Origin of the sequence: Rhizobium ruizarguesonis (genome assembly GCF_012349115.1) — a bacterium.
GTDB lineage: Bacteria > Pseudomonadota > Alphaproteobacteria > Rhizobiales > Rhizobiaceae > Rhizobium > Rhizobium ruizarguesonis.
Window position 1 is genome coordinate 25626 of record NZ_PQIG01000086.1, and the last position, 17890, is coordinate 43515.

Sequence of the window (17890 nt, forward strand, 5' to 3'; positions counted from 1 at the left end):
AGAGGCAAGGATGGGAAGGAAAGTAGCCGTGCGGCATATCTCTCCCAAGCGACAGTCAGCTCGCCAGCAATCTGGACGCCAAGTGGGAAGCCGACATCAAGGGTCAAGATGTGGGAACTTCGATCGAGTGAGCGATTGATTTCGTCACGTGACGATCTACTTTCGCGGGCAGTGTCGAGGCTTCGGTGTCGGTCGAGGGGGCTGTGCACCAAGCCGGTGCGACGGTAGGGGGAGAGACTTTGAAACATCTGCGCACGACGCTCGGGCCTAAGAGCAAATCCGAACTTGGGATGATCCTCCCGCATGAGCACGTTTTCGTCGACCTCAGGACGCCGGACCAGCCCGGTTATGCCGAGGCAGACATCAAGGACGTCGTCCGGCTGATGGCCCCCGAAATCGAGCGGATCAAGAAGCTCGGGGTCACGGCACTGGTCGAATGCTCGACGGGCGGCGTGGGACGCCGTGCGGATATCGATCTTGCCGTGTCGCTCGCGACGGATTTTCCGATCGTCGTTCCCACCGGCAATTACCGTGAACCCTGGATTCCCGAATGGGTCCGCCATGCTTCCGAGAAGGAACTGGAGGCGTGGATGCTTCGCGAGCTGACGGAGCAGATCGACGAGACCGGGTTCCAGGCGGGCTGGATCAAGCTCAGCGCCGGCGATGACGGCATGACGGCGCTCGAGACGAAAATCCTGCGGGCAGCTGCGCGCGCCGCAGCGCAGACAGACGCCGTCATCGGCAGTCATACGATCAGGGGACGGGTCGTCATGGATCAGCTCGATGTCATCGAGGCGGAAGGCTACAGGGCCGACAGGTTCATCTCGATCCATACGCAGGAAGAAAACGACTTCGCCTATAATGTTGCCGTCGCTGAGCGAGGCGCCTGGATCGAATATGACCATGTCGGCCGGGGCGGAGACAACGAGGTAGCGGATCTGGTGATCAAGGCGCTGGAGGCGGGCTGCGGCGATCGCCTGTTGTTAAGCCATGACCGCGGCTGGTTCGATCCGGCGCTGCCGATGGGCGGGATACCCAAGCCGTACACCCATCTTTCCACGGTGTTGCTGCCCGAGCTGAAACGGCGCGGCACAGACGACGGGACCCTGATGCGCCTGACCCACGACAATCCGTTCGAGGCTTTCGCCCGATAGGGGAGTGGCCGGGCGAAAGAGGCCCCGCACTATATCAGCATTCGAAATCAGCGTTTGCGGCTCCGTCCCAGGTGGTTGTGCCTCAAGAAAGATAAATAGAATGGGAGGGCTGGTAAGTGAGATTTAGGTTGTTTTATGAAGGCGAGTTGCATTCCTCTGGTAATAATTCGAAGCGGCCAGGCCACAAGCACGACATTCGCCGCGAGTTCCACAAGCAATTCCGAGAACTTTGGCGAGTGGACGGAAATCTAAATGAATGGATGGACTACGCGGCCCATAAGGCTGTCCCTGAGTTTCAGCGGATTGCCGATCGCCATGGTAAATTGGGCTACCATTGGGTGCCGCTTGTAAGCGATGAGACCTTTACCCACTGTTCTATAGACGTTCTAATGTTGCGGCCTGGCAAAGTTGGCGGCCTCATTATCGATACGGACATAGACAACAGGCTCAAGACGCTTTTTGACGCTCTCCAAATTCCAACGAGTCAATCGCAATTGCCTGAAACTCCAGCATCTGACGAAGATCCCTTTTTCGTTTTGCTGGAGAAAGATAGCTTGATCTCATCAGTGAGTGTGACAACAGATCGACTTCTGGCGACAGAAAGATTCATTCGAAAAGACGTTCCGGACAGCTTGACGCTATCCTTAGATCAATCAGCGAACCGCGATCATGTGGTTCTCATCATCTCAGTGGCGATACACGCCACGAAGACCACATTGGATAATCTTCACTTGATTGGATGAGCACGACATCTGGAATTGCCCAAGACGCGGTTCAGCCGATTGCCGACACCTCGGCTCCGCGGGAGCGGAGTTCGCCGAGAATGCTGTAAGGACCGTTCAAAAGCCCGATCGGCAGGATGATGAAAGCGTTCTTGCCTGCCGGCAGGTTTGCGATCCGCTCGATGAGGAGCGCGCGTAGCCTGTCCGCATCGATGAGATCGGTGGGCGTCACGATGCCCTTGGCGGTGATTTCCTCTCCGAGGCTTGCGATCTCTGCGCTCTTTCGAGCCTTGTAGAGTTCGTCGAAATAGGCGCCGATCGGTCCGATCCGGCGGCGCAGATCAAGAAGGTAGGTGATCGAGTCCGGGCCGACGGAATTGACCGTCTCCAGGGTCAGCGGCTTCTGCATGGCCCGCATCTCGCCGTCGGCGGCAAGCGTCTTCACATCGCGCCCGATCGATGCGCCGTACTTCGCAAGCGCCAGGCCGATGCTCGGCGCGTCGGGGCCGAAGGCGTGCTGCCCTTCGCCGATGAGAAGCAGGCTCGCCTCGAAACCGGAAAGTTTTTCGATTGCTCCCTTTGCCGGGGATTTTGAGAGGATGGTCTTGAACTCGTCCTGATCGGATGGCGTCAAACCTGCGAAGACGGGCTTGAGATCGCTGTTCTTGAACTTGGCGGTCGACAGGGTAAGGCTGGGATTGACATCGATCAGAACCGTTTTCGATTGATCGATCAGGCGTTTTCCCTCGGCGACGATGTCAGGAAAAGTGTCGGCGCGGATGCGCACATAGCCGAAAAGCACATGGTCGTTCGCGGGGGACTTGGCGCGCCAGACGACGGCGTTCTCCTCGTCTGCCGCTTTCGGCATCCCCGCCAGGAAAAGCAAGGCTGCAAGGGCTGCAAATTGCCGGCGGGTGATGTGCATGGCTGCCTCCTCGCTGAGCCCGATGCATGGCGGCGTATTCGCATCGGACTAATCGCGTGAAAGAGCATTTGTTCCAACTCCCGGTGGAAATGATGGGCGTCCAGGGGACGGGAGGCAACTGGACTCGTTCAAAAAATCTCGGCGATACCAGGACTATGCCGCACCGCGCTCGTCGAACAAAAGCGCCATGCTGATCGCATCGATGAACCGACCGTCGATGCGTGCCGCACGTCGGACGATGCCTTCGCGGGCAAATCCCATCTTTTCGTAGAGAGCGATAGCACGGGCGTTGTCTTCATAAACATCGAGTTCAACCCTGGCAAAACCGCTTTTCTGCGCAGCTCTCAATGTGGTCTCGATGAGCATGCGTCCGAGACCCTTGCTTCGATAGGCGGAAAGGATCCCCATTCCGAGTTTTCCGCGATGGGCGTGCGACGGGAAAAAATGCCGGCTGATGTCGCACCAGCCGACGACCTGGTCTTGAGCGGTGGCAACGAATTGCGGATTGCCTTTTGCAATCATGCCCATCACGAACTCACGCGTCTGCGGCAGGGGAGTTGCTTCCAGCATGGACAGGTATTTTTTCTCCCGCGCGACCACGTCGAGCGCATCATGAAAGCTGTCGATATGGGCGGCAGCGATCGGCTCGATCCTGATGCCTGATGTATCCGACGATGCTGCTGCATCCATGTGCTTCTCCTTCAACGATTGCGATGCCTATGGGAGACCTGCCGCAGACCCGCACGGGAGCGCATAATTCACGGTCCGTCAACCTTTGCGTGTCAATTTCTCGGCAGCGGGCGCCATCAAAAGGTTGCAGGTATTGAAGGTCGGGCTCACATCCCACATTACATTCGTCCTGGTGACGCTCACCTGCGCGGCGGCTGTGTTGCTGTGCGGATTTGCGTGGCTCGCCGCCATGAAGGTCGATGATCTCTCGCTCCGTCGGCAGGCCGACTTCGTTCGGCAGGGACTGGAAGAGCAGATCGCGGCACTTCCCCGGGAGCAGGAAAGCGTCACCAAATGGGATGATGCCTTCCTCTATGCCAAGCAGCGAAACCATGAATGGCTGCTCGACAATGTCGGTCGGTGGACGAGCCAGTATTTCGGGCACGACAGAACCTATATCTTCGACGATACCAATCGCCTGATGTTTGCGTTCCGCGACGGCGCGGATGCCATGCCGCCGCGGCTCGGTGACGACGACGGCCATGAAATGACCGCTCTTGCTGGAGAGATGCGCGCCGCTCTCGTCGAGCGGGCTGCAAAACCCGGCGCCGAAGCGCTTGGTCAACTGGCCACGGTTCGGACGATCATGATCGGCAACAGGCCGGCGATAACAAGCGCGCGTCCCATTCTGCCGAGTTCGGCCAGGATGCAGATCGAGGCGGGCCAGGAATTCATCGCCATCTCGGTCAAGTTCATCGATGGAAAGGCTGCTGAAAGTATCGCCCAACATGCGCTGCTCGAAGGATTGCATTTCGCGCCTTCGAAAGGCGAGGACGAGCGGGCGCAAGTGCCGGTATCGTCCCATGACGGCGGCACGATCGGCTATTTCGTGTGGCCTCCCATCCGGCCCGGATACATGCTGCTTCAGCAGATCGCGCCGGCGGGGCTCGGTTGTCTAGCGCTGCTGATCACCGTGGTGTTCTGGCTCGGACGAGGTCTGCATCGTACCTCGCTGACCCTGCTGGACAGCCAGGCGCAGCTCACCCACCACCGCAACCATCTGGAAGAGATGGTGGCCGATCGAACGGCCGAGATCGAAAGGCAGAGAGAGGAACTGGACCGCCTGCTGGTGCACGAACGGCAGGTGAATGCGCTTCAGCGCCAGTTCGTCGCCATGGCCTCGCACGAGTTTCGCACGCCGCTCGCCATCATCGACGCCGCTGCCCAGCGGCTCTGCCGCTCGACGACCAACGTCAGCGGTGACTACGTTCATGAAAAAGCCGGCGTGATCCGCAGCGCGGTCGTGCGCATGGTCGATCTGATGGAGAGTATTCTCGCCAGCGGCCGGCTCGAAACCGGAAAGATCATACTGAAGCGCAGCGAAGGCGATCTGAAAGCCCTGCTCGTCAGCTGCTGCGACAGACAGCGCCATCTCAGCCGCTCGCATGTGTTCCATCTCGATCTCGAGCCCATACCGGATGTATTGACGTTCGACCGCAGCGCGATGGAACAGGTCTTCACCAACCTGATTTCGAACGCCGTCAAATATTCGCCCAACGCGCCTGACATTCATGTTCGCGCCCGGGCCGACGAGAAAACGGTGGAGATCGCCATCTCCGACAGCGGCATCGGTATGGATGCGGAGGATCTGCCGAAGCTATTCCAGCCCTATTATCGCGCCCGCAGCGCGACGGGCATTGCCGGAACGGGCATCGGCCTCAACGTCGTCAAGCAGGTCGTCGAACTGCATGGCGGCACCGTCGAGGTGACGAGCGAGCTCGGAAAAGGCACAACATTCACCATTCTTCTGCCAATAGAGTTTCTATTGTCGGATCAACAAGTCGCAGCTTAAGGAAGAGCTCATGGTTACAGTCCTGTGCATAGAAGACGAAGTCGAGATCCGGAACCTGCTCGTCGAAGAATTGAGCGAAGCCGGCTACAAGACACTCGAGGCCTCGAACGGCGCCGAGGGACTGGAAATGATCCTGTCGAAATGGCCCGATATCGTCATCAGCGATATTTCGATGCCTGTTATGGATGGGCACCAGCTTCTGGCGGAAATTCAGATCAATCATCCCGAGCTCTCCAACATTCCCTTCATCCTGCTGACGGCACTGACCGACCGGGAAAACACGCTAGCCGGCCTGCGCGGCGGAGCGGCGGACTATCTGACGAAGCCGCTCGACTTCGATCTGCTGCTCGCCAAGCTCGAAGGCTGCGTGACCCGTCTTGCCAATGACAAGGCGGTCCACCGGTCGTTTTGATGATCGACGGCGGGGTTAGGGGTGCCGGCTACGCTCAATTCCACGCCTCGCGCGATTTTGACATTGCCGGCTCAGCCGGCAATGGTTCCCTGATGGAAGACGATCTTCCAGCTCCCGCCAGAGCTTTGCCAGATGGTCGTTCTGAGCGTCGTCCTGCCGGGTTCATCCAGCGTGTAGTTCAGCAGATAGAGGTTTTCGGCGAGTCGGCGGATCGAGAAGTCCCGGCAGGGCCAGTCGTGAGGCTCCGGCTGCTCATAGCGCTCCAACAGGTTGGCGATGACGAAGTCGCGCCGGTAGATCTTGCCACTTGCGCCGATCTCGAAGAAATCCTCCGTCGTCATGGCTTCCAAATCGTTACGGCTCGTGCCGAAGGCATGCCGATGGAATATCGGCTCCCTCTGCAGGAGTTCGCCCAGAATGGTTTCGAGATCGAAATCAGACATTTTCAAATTCCCTAAATACGCGAATGTCGAACGATATCACTTTGTTCTCTCGCGACGCTATCGCGACAGCCCGCCTGCTCAGTAACGTCAGCTAGGACCAGCATCGAAGGTCGCGCAGGGAGGCAGCGGCCCGCATTCCTGTTCGCGAAGCCGGTAGACTCCGTGCTTCGCGATGCGATCGTCCTCCGGCTCAAGCCGTTCTGCGACGCGCGTAAGCGCTGTCCTGCACGATATCGTTCAGATTGAATTGCCTGATCAACTGGCGAAGCGTGGCGCCTTCGTCGGCAAGCGATGCGGAAGCGGCGCTCGCCTCTTCGACCATGGCGGCGTTCTGCTGCGTGGTTTGGTCGAGGCTGTTGACAGCCGTGTTGATTTCCGCCAACCCGGCGGATTGTTCCCGGGCGGAGACGGCGATGGCCTCGACATGGCGGTTGATGGCAACGATCAGCTCGCCAATGGTTTTCAACGCCTCGCCGGTTTTCGAGACCAATCCGACGCCGGCCGCGACTTCTCCCGCTGATGCCTGGATCAGCGTTTTGATTTCCTTGGCGGCCTGCGCGGAGCGTTGCGCCAATTCGCGGACTTCCTGGGCCACTACTGCAAATCCCTTGCCTGCCTCGCCGGCCCGCGCCGCCTCGACACCGGCATTGAGGGCCAGCAAGTTGGTTTGGAACGCGATCTCGTCGATCACCCCGATGATTTTGGAAATCTGGCTGGAGGACTGCTCGATCCGGCTCATGGCCTGGACCGCTTGGCTGACGATTTCACCTGATGTCGTCGCACCGGCATTCGCTTGCGCGGCTACCTCACGCGCCTCCTCGGCACGCTTGGAGGCGGATGCGACATTGGCTGTGATTTCATCGAGAGCCGCGGCTGTCTGCTCGAGCGCCGCTGCCTGTTGTTCGGTTCGTTTCGCCAGGTCGTTTGCACTATTGGCGATTTCATTCGAGCCGCCGTCGATATTGACGGCCGATCCCGCCACTTCGACGAGGGTCTGGCAGAGCTTTGCGACGGCGTCGTTGAAATCCTGGCGCAGGCCCTCGAAATCTGCATCGAAAGGCTCGCTGATCTGAACGGTGAGATCGCCGCCGGCAAGTTGCTTCAGGCTCTCTGCCAATCCGTTCGTGGCTTGCGCCATAGCCGCAGCCCGCGCGCGCTCGGTTTGCTCGCGGCGCTGCCGCTCGGATTCCGTCAGCACCCGATTCGTTTCAATATTTTCATCGGCTCTGATTTTGGCAAGCGCCGTCTGCCGAAAGACCTCAACCGCTGCCGCCATCGCACCGATTTCGTCCGTGCGGCTGGAATAGGGAATCTGCGTGCCGGTGTCGCCAGCGGCCAGGCCGGTCATCGATTGCGTGATCTTCTTGATCGGACGCGAGATCTGGATTGCCACATAGGAGATCGCGCCAGCAACGATTGCAAGCACGAGTGCCGTGAACGCCCAAGTCGTCCAGAGAATGTCCAAGTACGTGGATTGACTGTTTTCGTAGGACGCCTCGGAGCCATTGACGTTTATCGTCAGCAATTCATTGGCCAATTCTTCCGCGCGGTCGACCAATGGCTCCATGTCGGAATAGAAGATCGTCTTGGCAACTTCGTTGTCGTTCTTGCGGGACTTTTCCAGCATAGGCTCGGACGATTTCTGGTAACTGACGGCCTGCTCCTCGATCTGCTGCAGCAATTGGCCTTCGCGCGGCGAGGATATAAGCGGCCGATAGGCTGCAATCGCGTTGTCAAGCTCAGTGCGCTGAGAGGTAATCTTTGCTTCTGCGGCGGCGATGGCCTGGTCACTGATCGACATGATATGGTTGGCGTAGTCAAACTTCATGCGTTCCAACTGGAAGCCGATATTGCGGGCTACCGAAACACTCGGCAGCCAGTTCTTGGCGATTGCCGTCGTGTCCTGGTTAACCTGCTGCACGCTCCTGAGGGAAAACAGCCCAAAGCTCAGGAAGATGAATGCAAACGTTACATTGATAATTGTCAGCGAGGTTCGAACGTTTGGCTTGCGCATGCAATACCTTCTTCGGAGCAATGATCAGGCCAAAGTTCTAGACTTGGTGATCGTTTGGCGTGTGCGGATTCTAACTCTCTGCATTTAAAGAAAAATGAATATATGTATGAGGCATAACGGGCAGGCGGCGGTGTTCCCTGCGTCTTCCGCGGATAGCCACGAGTACGAGGACGGTTGCCGCCGAAGAGGACCCTTGTGTCTAGTGCCTCTCTTTCGGCAGGATGTCGCCCAGCGCCTCGAACACCTGCGGATCGAGTGTCTGGGACACGTTGAAGCGCATGAAATTCGTTGCCGATTGCGACAGGCTGAATGCGTTTCCGGGAGCCAAAACGATCCTCTTTTCCAGCGCAGCGCGCGCCACATCAGCCGCATCGATGCCGTCGGGCAGCCGGCACCAGAGGAACATTCCGGCCTGAGGCTCCAGCCAGGGCGTTATGCCGAGGTGCTTCAGTCTGGCCGAGACCTCGCTCATCGCCCGGGAGAGCCGGTGTCTCAGCGTCTCCATGTGTTTGCGATAGCTGCCGTCGCTCAAGACGTTCAGCACCAGTTCCGCCGTCAGCCGGCCGCCGCCGAAGGAGGTGGCGATCTTCAGGTCTGTCAGTCCGTCGATCCATTCCGGTTTCGCCACGACGAAGCCGCAGCGGGCCGAGGCCGACAGGGTCTTCGAGAAGCTGCCGATGTGGATGACCCGGTCGAGCCCGTCGAAGGCGGCAAGGCGGGGCGCCGGCGTGTGCTCGAAATCGGCGAAGATATCGTCCTCGATGATGGTCAGATCGAACTGGTCGGCGAGTTTTAGAACCCGGTGAGCCGTAACGGGAGACAACGTTGCGCCGGTCGGATTGTGGATGGCGGAGTTGGTGATGTAGAGCCGTGGACGCTCATCGGCGACGACTTGCGCAAACAGTTCGATATCGGGACCGGACGCGGTGTAGGGCACGCTGACAATCTTTGCCCGATGGGCGCGCAGCAGCGCATGGAAATTGAAATAGCAGGGATCGTCGACCAGCACGGTGTCGCCGGGTTCCAGCAAGAAACGGCAGAGCAGATCGATTGCCTGCGTGCCGGAATCGGCCAGCATGATTTGGTCGGGAGAGGCTTCGATCCCGCGTTCACCCATGCGGCGGGAAATCAGCTGGCGCAGTTGTGGCAAGCCGAGCGGCGAGCCGTAATCGGCGAGCGCCGGCCCGTCGGCGCGGGCAAGCGTTCTCAGCCCGCGGCGCATGCCGTCCCCCGGTAGCCAGGAGGGCGGCAGCCAGCCGCAGCCGGGCTTCAGGTCGGCTTCGCCGGCCTCCAGCGACTGCCGCGATATCCAGAACGGATCGACCGCGCGGTCGAGCTTCGGCCCGACCTCGGCAAGCGCAAAGGGCGCTGCCTGGTTGGCGACGTAGAATCCCGAGCCCGGCCTTGCCAGGATCGCGCCTTCCGCGACCAACCGCTCATAAGCGTCGACGACGGTCGAAGTCGACAGCTTCAACGTTGCGGCCAGCCCTCGAACAGAGGGTAGCTTTGCGCCCGGCGTCAGGCTGCGCCCGGCGATGCGCTGCCTGATCGTCGCGGCGACCATCTCCACGCGTGTGCGTCCCTCGTTCATCTGTATTGCTTTCTGAACCATTACAGTTTCGCAAAATCGTATCAGATTGTCACTGTCGTGACCATCCGTGTTGGCCGATAAGAGTGAGAGAATGAAGGAGTGCAGCACATCATGGACCGTATGGCATCGGGATGGATCAATGGTTTTATCGGGGTGGTGATCTTCAGCGGATCGCTGCCGGCCACGCGCGTGGCGGTGATGCAGTTCGATCCGGTTTTCCTCACTGTCGCGCGCGCGGCGATCGCCGGCTTTCTCGCGCTTGGCCTGCTGATCGCTTTCAGAGAGAAGCGGCCGAGCCGAGGTGATATCCTCTCCCTGGCGGTCGTCGCGCTCGGCGTCGTTGTCGGCTTCCCCCTGCTGACGGCGCTGGCGCTGCAGCATGTCACGTCAGCCCATTCAATCGTCTTCATCGGCCTGCTGCCGCTCGCAACGGCGATCTTCGGCGTGATCTGTGGCGGAGAACGGCCGAAGCCGGCATTCTGGGCCTTTTCCGTTCTCGGCAGCGCGCTGGTGGCGGGATTCGCATTGACGCAGGGGCTAACGGCCTCGCCGATCGGCGATCTGCTGATGCTGGCGGCGGTCATCGTCTGCGGCCTCGGCTATGCCGAAGGCGGCAGGCTTTCACGCACGCTCGGCGGATGGCAGGTGATTTCCTGGGCGCTCGTGCTGTCGCTGCCGGTGACGGTCGCGGTCGCGCTTTTCCATCGGCCGGCAACCTTCTCCGGCATCGAAGCGCCGGCGCTGCTCGGCCTTGCCTATGTCTCGCTGTTTTCGATGCTGATCGGCTTCATCTTCTGGTATTGTGGCCTGTCGCAGGGCGGCATCGCCGCCGTCGGGCAATTGCAGCTGCTCCAGCCGTTCTTCGGCCTGGCGCTTGCCGCAACCCTGCTGCACGAGCCCGTGACCTGGGCCATGCTCGCCGTGACTGTTGCCGTCATCCTGTGTGTGGCCGGCGCCCGCAAGTTTGCGCGGTAGGGAGGATCATGACGCTCTCTCTGTCCTCAGGTTCGGTCGAAAACCTCGGGCTGCAATTTCCCGATCTTCATCAGATGCTGCAGCGTGTATGATATCGACAGAGCGTCGTCGAGCCCGTCATGCCCTCGCAATGGAGGATGTTCGACCTGGTAATAGTCGACCAGTTTGTTGCTGGGTGTCTTTGCCAAATCCTCGATCGGCATGCCCGCAGCGACGAGAAGCTTGACGGCGTTGTCGAAGCGGCGGGCCGGGATGGAAGGCTGAATGCCGGCGACATAGCAGCTGATGGCCAACATGTTCAGCTCGTCCTTGCCCCAGGACCAAAACCGGGCGCCGCCCGAGAAGCTGTCGACGCCGGAAAGGGCATCCTCCAACGCCATGCCATGGGTGTCGATATCCTCCTCGGTGATGCCGGTCAGATTGGTGAAATAAGGATCGAGCGGATACTGCTTACCGAAGCGATCGATGGGTCGAACATAGGACTTGTACGTATCGAGGATCGGAAACTCGTCTTCGAGGCCAAGCTTGACGGCTCCGATCTGCGCAATGACAGGATCGGGATCGTGGGCCGCGCACCAAAATCTGCGTTGCGAGCCTTCCAGGCAAAGAAATTCACAGTCGAATATGATGGCGGTCTTCATCGTCGACGTTACCCTCACGAATTTGGGCGATAAATTTGAAGAGGAATTCAATACATGGAGCATTCCAGATAAAGGCAATGGCCCACGTAATCGTCGTCGCTCCTACATATGCTTGTTCATCAATCCGACAGCCCGGCTCGACAGTGAAGGTGCCGCTACCGGCGCCTGGCGGGTCGGGTCGGTGGAAGAGTGAGCGAAGGTATCAGGCGGGATGGTGCGACGGGTTCTCGAGGCGCTGGGAATTGCGGCCGGACTGGTCTTTGTCGCCGGTCTCGGCCTCATCGTATGGTCGGGGTTCATCGCAAACGACCAAATCGACCGCTGCTCGGACCAAACGTCCGGAAGCTACATCTTCGATGATGCAGCAAGAGCTAAAGCTTGCGACGGCGATCCCTACGATATCGCGCCCGCTCGGATCGGTTTCGGCCCGGCACGACAATCAGCTACCCGAGACCAGCCTGAGGCCGATCACGCCGGCCAGGATGAGAGTGATGCAGAAGAGTCGCATCGGTGAAGCGGCGTCGCCCAGCGCGACCATGCCGAGGATCGCGGTGCCGGCCGCGCCGATGCCGGTCCAGACCGCGTAGCCGGTGCCGACAGGCAGGGTGCGGAGCGACATCGACAGGAGAAAGACGCTCGACAGGCCGGTTGCGACGGTCAGCAAAGTGGGGATCAGCCGGGTAAAGCCTAGCGATGATTTCATGAAGAAGGCAAAGCCGATTTCGAGGATGCCGGCGATGCTGAGGAGCGTCCAAGCCATAGTTGTGAATCCCTTGATGGGCCGAACCTTGCGGCCGGCGAGCTTTATTCTGAGGGGAGCAGGCGCCCGCATATGTGAGCGCCCGCCTGACATCTTCAGGCCTTGGCGACAGCCGCCGGTGTCGAGCGGAAGGCGATGCCGAAGCGGTTGAAGGCGTTCATCAGGCCGATCGCATAGGTGAGATCGGCAAGTTCCTTGTCGTCGAATTCGGCAGCAGCGGCGGCATAATCCGCATCGGGAATACCGGTTTCGGCGACGCGCGTGACCGTTTCCGCCCAGGCAAGGGCTGCGCGTTCGCGGGGGCTGAACAGGTTGCCGGCATCGCGCCAGACCGCGACCAATACCAGCTTGTCCACCGTCAGGCCTGATTTCAGCAGATCGCGAGAATGCATGTCGATGCAGAAGGCGCAGCCGTTGATCTCAGACACCCGGAGATAGACGAGGTTGATCAGCTCCTTCGGCAGGCCGCTTTTCTGGACGGTGACGTAGACGCCGCCAAAAGCTTTGTATCCCTCGGGAGAAACCTTTGCGTAGTCGATGCGATTGGTCATGACGATTGTTCCTTTCTGATTGAAGGACTTCATCGTCGTGCATCTTGGCCTACATCAGAAGGTCCATGAATGGCATTCTACGTTAGGCCATGATGTCGGGTTACAGCAGTTTTAAAATCCGCCTTGCCAGCGTTTCGGCTGTGCGCTGAGAGTCGATATTGGTGAAGTTGAGCAGCAGGGCCGGGGCGGCTTCGCCCTCGATCATCCAGTCGGTCAGTGCTTCCGCATAGAGGCCTTCTCTGAGCATACGCGCCACGAGCTCGCGGTCCGAATGCTCGCCTAACAGCCGCAGGATCAGGTGCATGCCGCCGGGCTGTGAATCGATGCGCATATGGCCGGCGAGGACGCTTTCCAGGCCCGCTGCCGTCATCTCGCGGCGCTCGGCATAGAGCCTGCGCATGCGCTGGATATGCCTGGCGAAGTGACCCTCGGTGATGAAGGCGGTGACGATTGCCTGCGTCAGCTCGGGACTACCGGCGGCCATCGCCTCGGTCATCTCTTCGAACCGCGCCACCTCGGCTTCCGGCACGACGAGATAGGCAAGCCGGAGGCTTGGAAACAGCACCTTGCTGAAGGTGCCGGCGTAGAGCACGCGGCCCTCTCGATCCAGGCTCTTCAAGGCCGGCAGGGGACGGCTGACATAGCGGTATTCGCCGTCGTAATCATCCTCGATGATCCATGCCTCGTTGCCGGCAGCCCAATCCAGCAGCGCCTGGCGCCGGGGCAGGGAGAGCGAGACGCAGAGCGGGCTCTGGTGCGCCGGCGTCACCACCGCCGCACGGGCCCCAGGCGCCTGCCTGATGCCGTCGGAGACGACCAAACCGTTGCGATCGACCGGCACGGGAATGCTCTCGATGTGCATATGCCGGAACAGCTCCCGGGTCGGCGGATATCCGGGGTTTTCAAGCCAGACCCGATCGCCAGCCTTCAGCAAGGCGTGCACGATCAGCGCGATGGTGTGGCGATAACCTGAGGTGACGAACACCTGGGATGGCGAACAGTCGATGCCGCGCGAGACCTGCAGATAGGCGGCGATCTCGGCGCGAAGGGCCGGCAGGCCGGAAACGGCAGGGTGAACCATGTCAGCCGGCAGCATGGCCCGTACACAACGCGCGCCGAGCCGCGCCCAGATCTTGCGGGGAAAGGCATCGAGTGCGGGTAGGCCCATCTGGAACGGCAGGATCGAGTCGGGACGAAAACTCGTCGGCGCGATGCCGCTATCGGCCGGCGGGATCGGGCGCGGAGCCGGCATTTGCGGTTTGAGATCCGGCGTGACGATGGTGCCGGCCTGGCCGCGGGCCTGGATATAACCCTCGGCGGCAAGCAGGGAATAGGCGGCCTCGATGGTGCCCCGGGCGAGACCCAACTCCTTGGTCAGCGCCCGTGCCGAAGGTATCCGGTCGCCGGGCTTCAGCACACCGCTGGCGATGGCGCCGCGGAAGCGATCGTAGATCTGCCGGTAAAACGGTGTGGCCGCCGCTGGATCCAGCGGCGGGATATTGCCAGGCCTTGCGCCGGTCATGGACTGGTCAACCTCTCACATGGATGGACGGATGATGATGCCATATCGGCCCGGTCGGCACAATCAATGGCTCAGTTGCAAACTCTCTTCATGGACCTTGGGGATAGACCATAAGATTCGTAAACCATTGCCAATTCCACGCTTCAAATCGGATCGCGCTCTTTCAACGCGGCGAAGGGATTTGGACAGAACCTCGGAGTGGGTCAATGAAGACAATCTTGCATGTGAGCTGCAGCCCGCGCGGGCAGGCGGCCGAGAGCTACAGGCTCTCCCAAGCGATTATCGGCTTTCTCCTGCAGAGGGAGCCGGGGGCGACCGTCGTCGAGAGGGTGATCGGCAATGGCACGATTGCCCATGTCGACGCGGCCTATGCGATCTCCCAGGCATCGGCGGCGGATGTCTCGCGCGAGGGCTCGATGGCCCAGTCCGAGGAACTGATCCGCGAGCTGGAGGCTGCGGACTTCGTGGTCATCGGAACGCCCATGCACAATCTGACCGTCCCCTCGGCGCTGAAGGCCTGGATCGATCATGTCGTGCGGGCGCGGCGAACCTTCACGATCGGCCCGGCCGGAAAGGTCGGCACGCTACGCGACCGCCCCGTCTTCATCGCCATCGCCTCGGGCGGGCGGTTTTCCGGGGAGCGCGCCCGCCAGCCGGATTTCCTGACGCCTTATCTGAAAGCCATCCTCGCCACGATCGGGCTGCATGACCTGACCTTCTTCTCGGTGCAGGGCACAGGTGCCGGCCCCGATGCCACAGCGGAAACCAGAATCAGTACACGTCGGGCGCTGGAGGAGCATTTCTCTTCGCCCTGCGCTCATCTCCAGCTTGGAATCGGATAGATGGATGCGAATGCCTGTTGGAGATAGAAGGTTCAGATGACGATACGTTCAATCAAGTCCGTCGCGGTGTTCTGCGGCTCCAATTTCGGCGCATCGGAGGCCTTTGCCGACGGCGCCCGCGCCCTCGGCCGGGCACTGGGGGAGGCGGGGATAGCCATCGTCTATGGCGGAACGGTCAAGGGCCTGATGGGCGTCGTCGCCGACGCCGCCCTTGCGGCCGGCGGCAGCGTCCATGGCGTCATTACCGAAAGCCTGCATCAGCGCGGCCAATCGCATGCCGGCCTGACCAGGCATGAGATCGTCGAGACGCTGCGCAGCCGCAAGGAACGAATGGTCGCGCTTTCCGATGCCTTCATCGCGCTGCCGGGCGGCATCGGCACGATCGAGGAACTGATGGAGGTCTGGACCATGAACCAGCTCTCGGAGATCGACAAACCCGTCGGGCTCTTGAACTCCGCCGGTTTCTTCGACGCCTTCCTCGGCCTCATCGACCATATGGTCGAAACGAAGTTCCTGCCGGCGGCGCACCGGCACTCGATTTCAGTCGATACGGATGCGAGCGTCCTGATCGACAAGCTGCGCAGCTATGCACGCGTCGAGGTGCCGAAATGGCTGTAGCTTCCATCCGACGATACCGTAGGGCTGGTTATTGGTGTTGTTGGGCAAGTGCGACAGGTACGCCGCAGCGAGCCGCGATGAAGGTTCGGGGGGGAGCGCTTCGTGCAGCGGGCCGCTCCCGATCCGGCGAGGGGTTCTACGAAGTGTCACTTCGCAGGCACGACGAGCGGCGCCCCTTTGCGGACGATGTAGGTTGCCAGTTCCGACGCCTTGCCGCTGCCGACGTTCTTCGCCGAGTGAACGATGCCCGACGGAATGAACAGTGATTGGCCGGCCTTAAGGGTAACCGGCTGTCTGCCTTCGAGCTGGTATTCCAGCGTTCCTTCGATGACGAAGGCGATCTCCTCGCCGGGATGCGTGTGACTGGGGGCGAGAACGCCGGGCGCAAAATCGACGCGCACCTGAACGGCCTCGTGGCCGGGCACATCGATATCGTTCTTGATGAGATCGGTGCGCTGCAGCGGCTGTTCTGCGTGTGCTGCGGCTGCGCCGCCGAGAACAAGGGCGAGCGCGATAGCCTGGATCATTTTCATGTCGTCATCCTTCCTGAATTGACCATTTCCGACCGGTTGGCCGTATCGGGATTTAAGTCGATGATTGAACCAGGGATGTGTCGGCAAACCCGCATTTTTGTAAGCCAGTGTATCTGCGGCACGATCGGTCGTGAGGCTGCTTTGACGTGGTCCTATTTGGAGGGCGGCGCGGGGTTAGCGAGACCGCCAACCCAATCTCCCTCATCTCTGTGCTCGTCACAGAGATCCAGTGCGCCCAGGTCCCTGGGCGTGGGAGACTTGTTCTTACAGAGTCAATCACGGCGCGGACGCGCCGCGGCTGGATTCCTGTGACAAGCACAGGTGAGGAAACGTGGGCGATGCCATTGACTGAATTAGGCCGCCGATGATGAGCCCGCGGTTCTGACGCCGACGAGACTGGCGATGTCCGTGATGCCGCCGGAGGATTCGAAGTCGAAGATTTTTTGGGTCACCAGGGCGGCGGCACCCCGGGCCCAGGAATTGTCCTCCCAGTCGGGCAAGAGGGGCGGGGCGGTTCGGAAGGTCCGGGCGGAAAGCGCTTCGCGCAGCGGCGTCAGGAAAGGGTCGCCGAGCGAGACGGCTTCGCCGCCGGCGACGATGACTTCGGGATCGGTAATGTTGACGAGATTGGCAAGGGCGGTGCCGAGGGCGCGGCCGGAATCGGCAACGAGGGCGAGGGCGGTGGCATCGCCTGATGCGAGCGCGCCCGACAATTCCGGCAGACCGAGTTCCTCGCGGCCGGTCGCCTCCCGCCAGCGCCGGAGCATCGAGATTTGGGAGTGATAGGCCATCAGACAGCCGCGCTTGCCGCATTCGCAGAGCCGGCCATTCTCCTCATAGAGAGTGTGGCCGAATTTGCCGGCAGCACCATTGGCGCCGCGATAGAGCTTGCCGTCGATGACAAGCGCGCAGCTGATGCCGACGCCGACGGCGAGAACGGCCATGTTACGATGCTGGCGACCGAGCCCGAAGAGCTGCTGGGCAATGGCATAGGCGTTGGTGTCGTCTTCCAGCCAGACCGGGACATGGACGCGGCTGGCGACGAGCGAGGCGAGGGGGACATTGTCCCATTTGAATCGGTAGCTGCGCACGCAGGCCGTCTGTTCGTGGTTGATGACGCCCGGCATGGAGATGCCGATGCCGGCGAGCTTGGCGTCGGGCCGGCCGGCGAGCTTCACCAGTTCGGGAACGGTGCCCGCCAGCAGGTCGGCCACCTTATCCGGGTCATGGCCGTCGAGGCTTACCCGCATGGCGGCGACGGGGTTGGTGGCAAGGTCGGTCGCCACGCACTCTACCGAATCGACCATCAGCTTAAAGCCGACGGCAAGCGCGTGTTCGTAATTGATATCCACCGGGATCGGGCGGCGGCCGGTGAGGCCGGGCACGGTCTTCCCTTCGATGACGATGCCTTCCTCCAGAAGGTCGGCGACGACGAAGGTGACGGCGGCCGGGCTCAAGCCGATGACGGTGGCGATGTCGGCACGACTCCTCGGCCCCTCCCGCCGCAGAAGGTTGAGGATGAGGCGTCGGTTCATGGCTCTCGCCGTGGTCTGGTCGCCTTTTAACTTCACGAGTCATTCCTTAATTTTGTAAATTAATTATTGCGAGCTGCTAAGATCTATGCATAAGTTCGGCCGCGGATCAACTCAGCCAAGCGGATTATCGC

The 17890-nt window shown here is 60.7% G+C and carries 19 protein-coding genes; 8 read left to right on the forward strand and 11 right to left on the reverse strand.

The annotated features are described in order from the left end of the window. Window positions 1–239: 239 nt before the first annotated feature. Together C3Y91_RS20495 and C3Y91_RS20500 are read left to right on the forward strand one after the other, a co-directional pair. Window positions 240–1154, forward strand: coding sequence for a phosphotriesterase family protein (locus tag C3Y91_RS20495; RefSeq protein WP_168575730.1), 915 nt, complete (start codon window positions 240–242; stop codon window positions 1152–1154). Between the two features lie 128 nt (window positions 1155–1282). Next, window positions 1283–1897, forward strand: a complete 615-nt coding sequence (locus tag C3Y91_RS20500; protein ID WP_130809316.1) for a hypothetical protein — start codon at window positions 1283–1285, stop codon at window positions 1895–1897. 31 nt (window positions 1898–1928) lie between these two features. Here the strand turns inward: C3Y91_RS20500 and C3Y91_RS20505 are convergent, their stop codons facing one another. Together C3Y91_RS20505 and C3Y91_RS20510 are read right to left on the reverse strand one after the other, a co-directional pair. After that, window positions 1929–2801, reverse strand: coding sequence for a TraB/GumN family protein (locus tag C3Y91_RS20505; RefSeq protein WP_168575731.1), 873 nt, complete (start codon window positions 2799–2801; stop codon window positions 1929–1931). A gap of 153 nt (window positions 2802–2954) precedes the next feature. Further along, on the reverse strand, window positions 2955–3491 hold the full coding sequence (locus C3Y91_RS20510) for a GNAT family N-acetyltransferase (RefSeq protein WP_128410062.1): 537 nt from the start codon (window positions 3489–3491) through the stop codon (window positions 2955–2957). An 85-nt stretch (window positions 3492–3576) separates the two neighbouring features. Here C3Y91_RS20510 and C3Y91_RS20515 point away from each other — a divergent pair, with 85 nt between their 5' ends. Beyond that, window positions 3577–5322, forward strand: coding sequence for a sensor histidine kinase (locus C3Y91_RS20515; RefSeq protein WP_128410061.1), 1746 nt, complete (start codon window positions 3577–3579; stop codon window positions 5320–5322). Window positions 5323–5332: 10 nt separating this feature from the next. Further along, window positions 5333–5734, forward strand: a complete 402-nt coding sequence (locus tag C3Y91_RS20520; protein WP_003560657.1) for a response regulator — start codon at window positions 5333–5335, stop codon at window positions 5732–5734. A 71-nt stretch (window positions 5735–5805) separates the two neighbouring features. Here C3Y91_RS20520 and C3Y91_RS20525 read toward each other — a convergent pair whose 3' ends face one another. The 3 genes from C3Y91_RS20525 to C3Y91_RS20535 form a co-directional block, all read right to left on the reverse strand. Then, entirely contained in the window at window positions 5806–6177 is a 372-nt protein-coding gene (locus tag C3Y91_RS20525) for a nuclear transport factor 2 family protein (protein ID WP_233941302.1), read from the reverse strand. A 190-nt stretch (window positions 6178–6367) separates the two neighbouring features. Next, the gene (locus tag C3Y91_RS20530; protein WP_168575732.1) at window positions 6368–8191 is read right to left on the reverse strand and encodes a HAMP domain-containing methyl-accepting chemotaxis protein; all 1824 of its coding nucleotides are present in this window, start codon (window positions 8189–8191) and stop codon (window positions 6368–6370) included. Window positions 8192–8390: 199 nt separating this feature from the next. Next, entirely contained in the window at window positions 8391–9803 is a 1413-nt protein-coding gene (locus C3Y91_RS20535; RefSeq protein WP_168575733.1) for an aminotransferase-like domain-containing protein, read from the reverse strand. 90 nt (window positions 9804–9893) lie between these two features. On the opposite strand from C3Y91_RS20535, the gene C3Y91_RS20540 reads away from it, so the two are divergent. After that, on the forward strand, window positions 9894–10757 hold the full coding sequence (locus C3Y91_RS20540) for a DMT family transporter (protein ID WP_168575734.1): 864 nt from the start codon (window positions 9894–9896) through the stop codon (window positions 10755–10757). 26 nt (window positions 10758–10783) lie between these two features. Here C3Y91_RS20540 and C3Y91_RS20545 read toward each other — a convergent pair whose 3' ends face one another. After that, window positions 10784–11398 carry a 3'-5' exonuclease gene (locus tag C3Y91_RS20545; protein WP_131711942.1) on the reverse strand — a complete coding sequence of 205 codons (615 nt, stop codon included), beginning with the start codon at window positions 11396–11398 and terminating at the stop codon, window positions 10784–10786. On the opposite strand from C3Y91_RS20545, the gene C3Y91_RS20550 reads away from it, so the two are divergent. Next, entirely contained in the window at window positions 11385–11591 is a 207-nt protein-coding gene (locus tag C3Y91_RS20550) for a hypothetical protein (protein ID WP_163856663.1), read from the forward strand. The genes C3Y91_RS20545 and C3Y91_RS20550 overlap by 14 nt on opposite strands. Window positions 11592–11837: 246 nt before the next feature. Here C3Y91_RS20550 and C3Y91_RS20555 read toward each other — a convergent pair whose 3' ends face one another. The 3 genes from C3Y91_RS20555 to pdxR all read right to left on the reverse strand — a co-directional run bounded on the left by C3Y91_RS20555 (window position 11838) and on the right by pdxR (window position 14231). Further along, window positions 11838–12158 carry a DMT family transporter gene (locus tag C3Y91_RS20555; protein WP_131711944.1) on the reverse strand — a complete coding sequence of 107 codons (321 nt, stop codon included), beginning with the start codon at window positions 12156–12158 and terminating at the stop codon, window positions 11838–11840. Between the two features lie 95 nt (window positions 12159–12253). Further along, window positions 12254–12709, reverse strand: a complete 456-nt coding sequence (locus tag C3Y91_RS20560) for a carboxymuconolactone decarboxylase family protein (protein WP_131711945.1) — start codon at window positions 12707–12709, stop codon at window positions 12254–12256. A 100-nt stretch (window positions 12710–12809) separates the two neighbouring features. Continuing rightward, window positions 12810–14231 carry a MocR-like pyridoxine biosynthesis transcription factor PdxR gene (pdxR, locus tag C3Y91_RS20565; RefSeq protein WP_168575735.1) on the reverse strand — a complete coding sequence of 474 codons (1422 nt, stop codon included), beginning with the start codon at window positions 14229–14231 and terminating at the stop codon, window positions 12810–12812. Window positions 14232–14437: 206 nt separating this feature from the next. Here pdxR and C3Y91_RS20570 point away from each other — a divergent pair, with 206 nt between their 5' ends. Together C3Y91_RS20570 and C3Y91_RS20575 are read left to right on the forward strand one after the other, a co-directional pair. Continuing rightward, the gene (locus tag C3Y91_RS20570; RefSeq protein WP_131711947.1) at window positions 14438–15073 is read left to right on the forward strand and encodes an FMN-dependent NADH-azoreductase; all 636 of its coding nucleotides are present in this window, start codon (window positions 14438–14440) and stop codon (window positions 15071–15073) included. A gap of 36 nt (window positions 15074–15109) precedes the next feature. Next, window positions 15110–15691, forward strand: a complete 582-nt coding sequence (locus C3Y91_RS20575; RefSeq protein WP_168575736.1) for an LOG family protein — start codon at window positions 15110–15112, stop codon at window positions 15689–15691. Window positions 15692–15837: 146 nt separating this feature from the next. Here the strand turns inward: C3Y91_RS20575 and C3Y91_RS20580 are convergent, their stop codons facing one another. Then, complete coding sequence (locus C3Y91_RS20580) at window positions 15838–16224, reverse strand: cupin domain-containing protein (RefSeq protein WP_131711949.1); 387 nt, start codon at window positions 16222–16224, stop codon at window positions 15838–15840. A gap of 353 nt (window positions 16225–16577) precedes the next feature. Beyond that, on the reverse strand, window positions 16578–17795 hold the full coding sequence (locus C3Y91_RS20585) for an ROK family protein (RefSeq protein ID WP_131711950.1): 1218 nt from the start codon (window positions 17793–17795) through the stop codon (window positions 16578–16580). Window positions 17796–17890 lie beyond the last annotated feature (95 nt).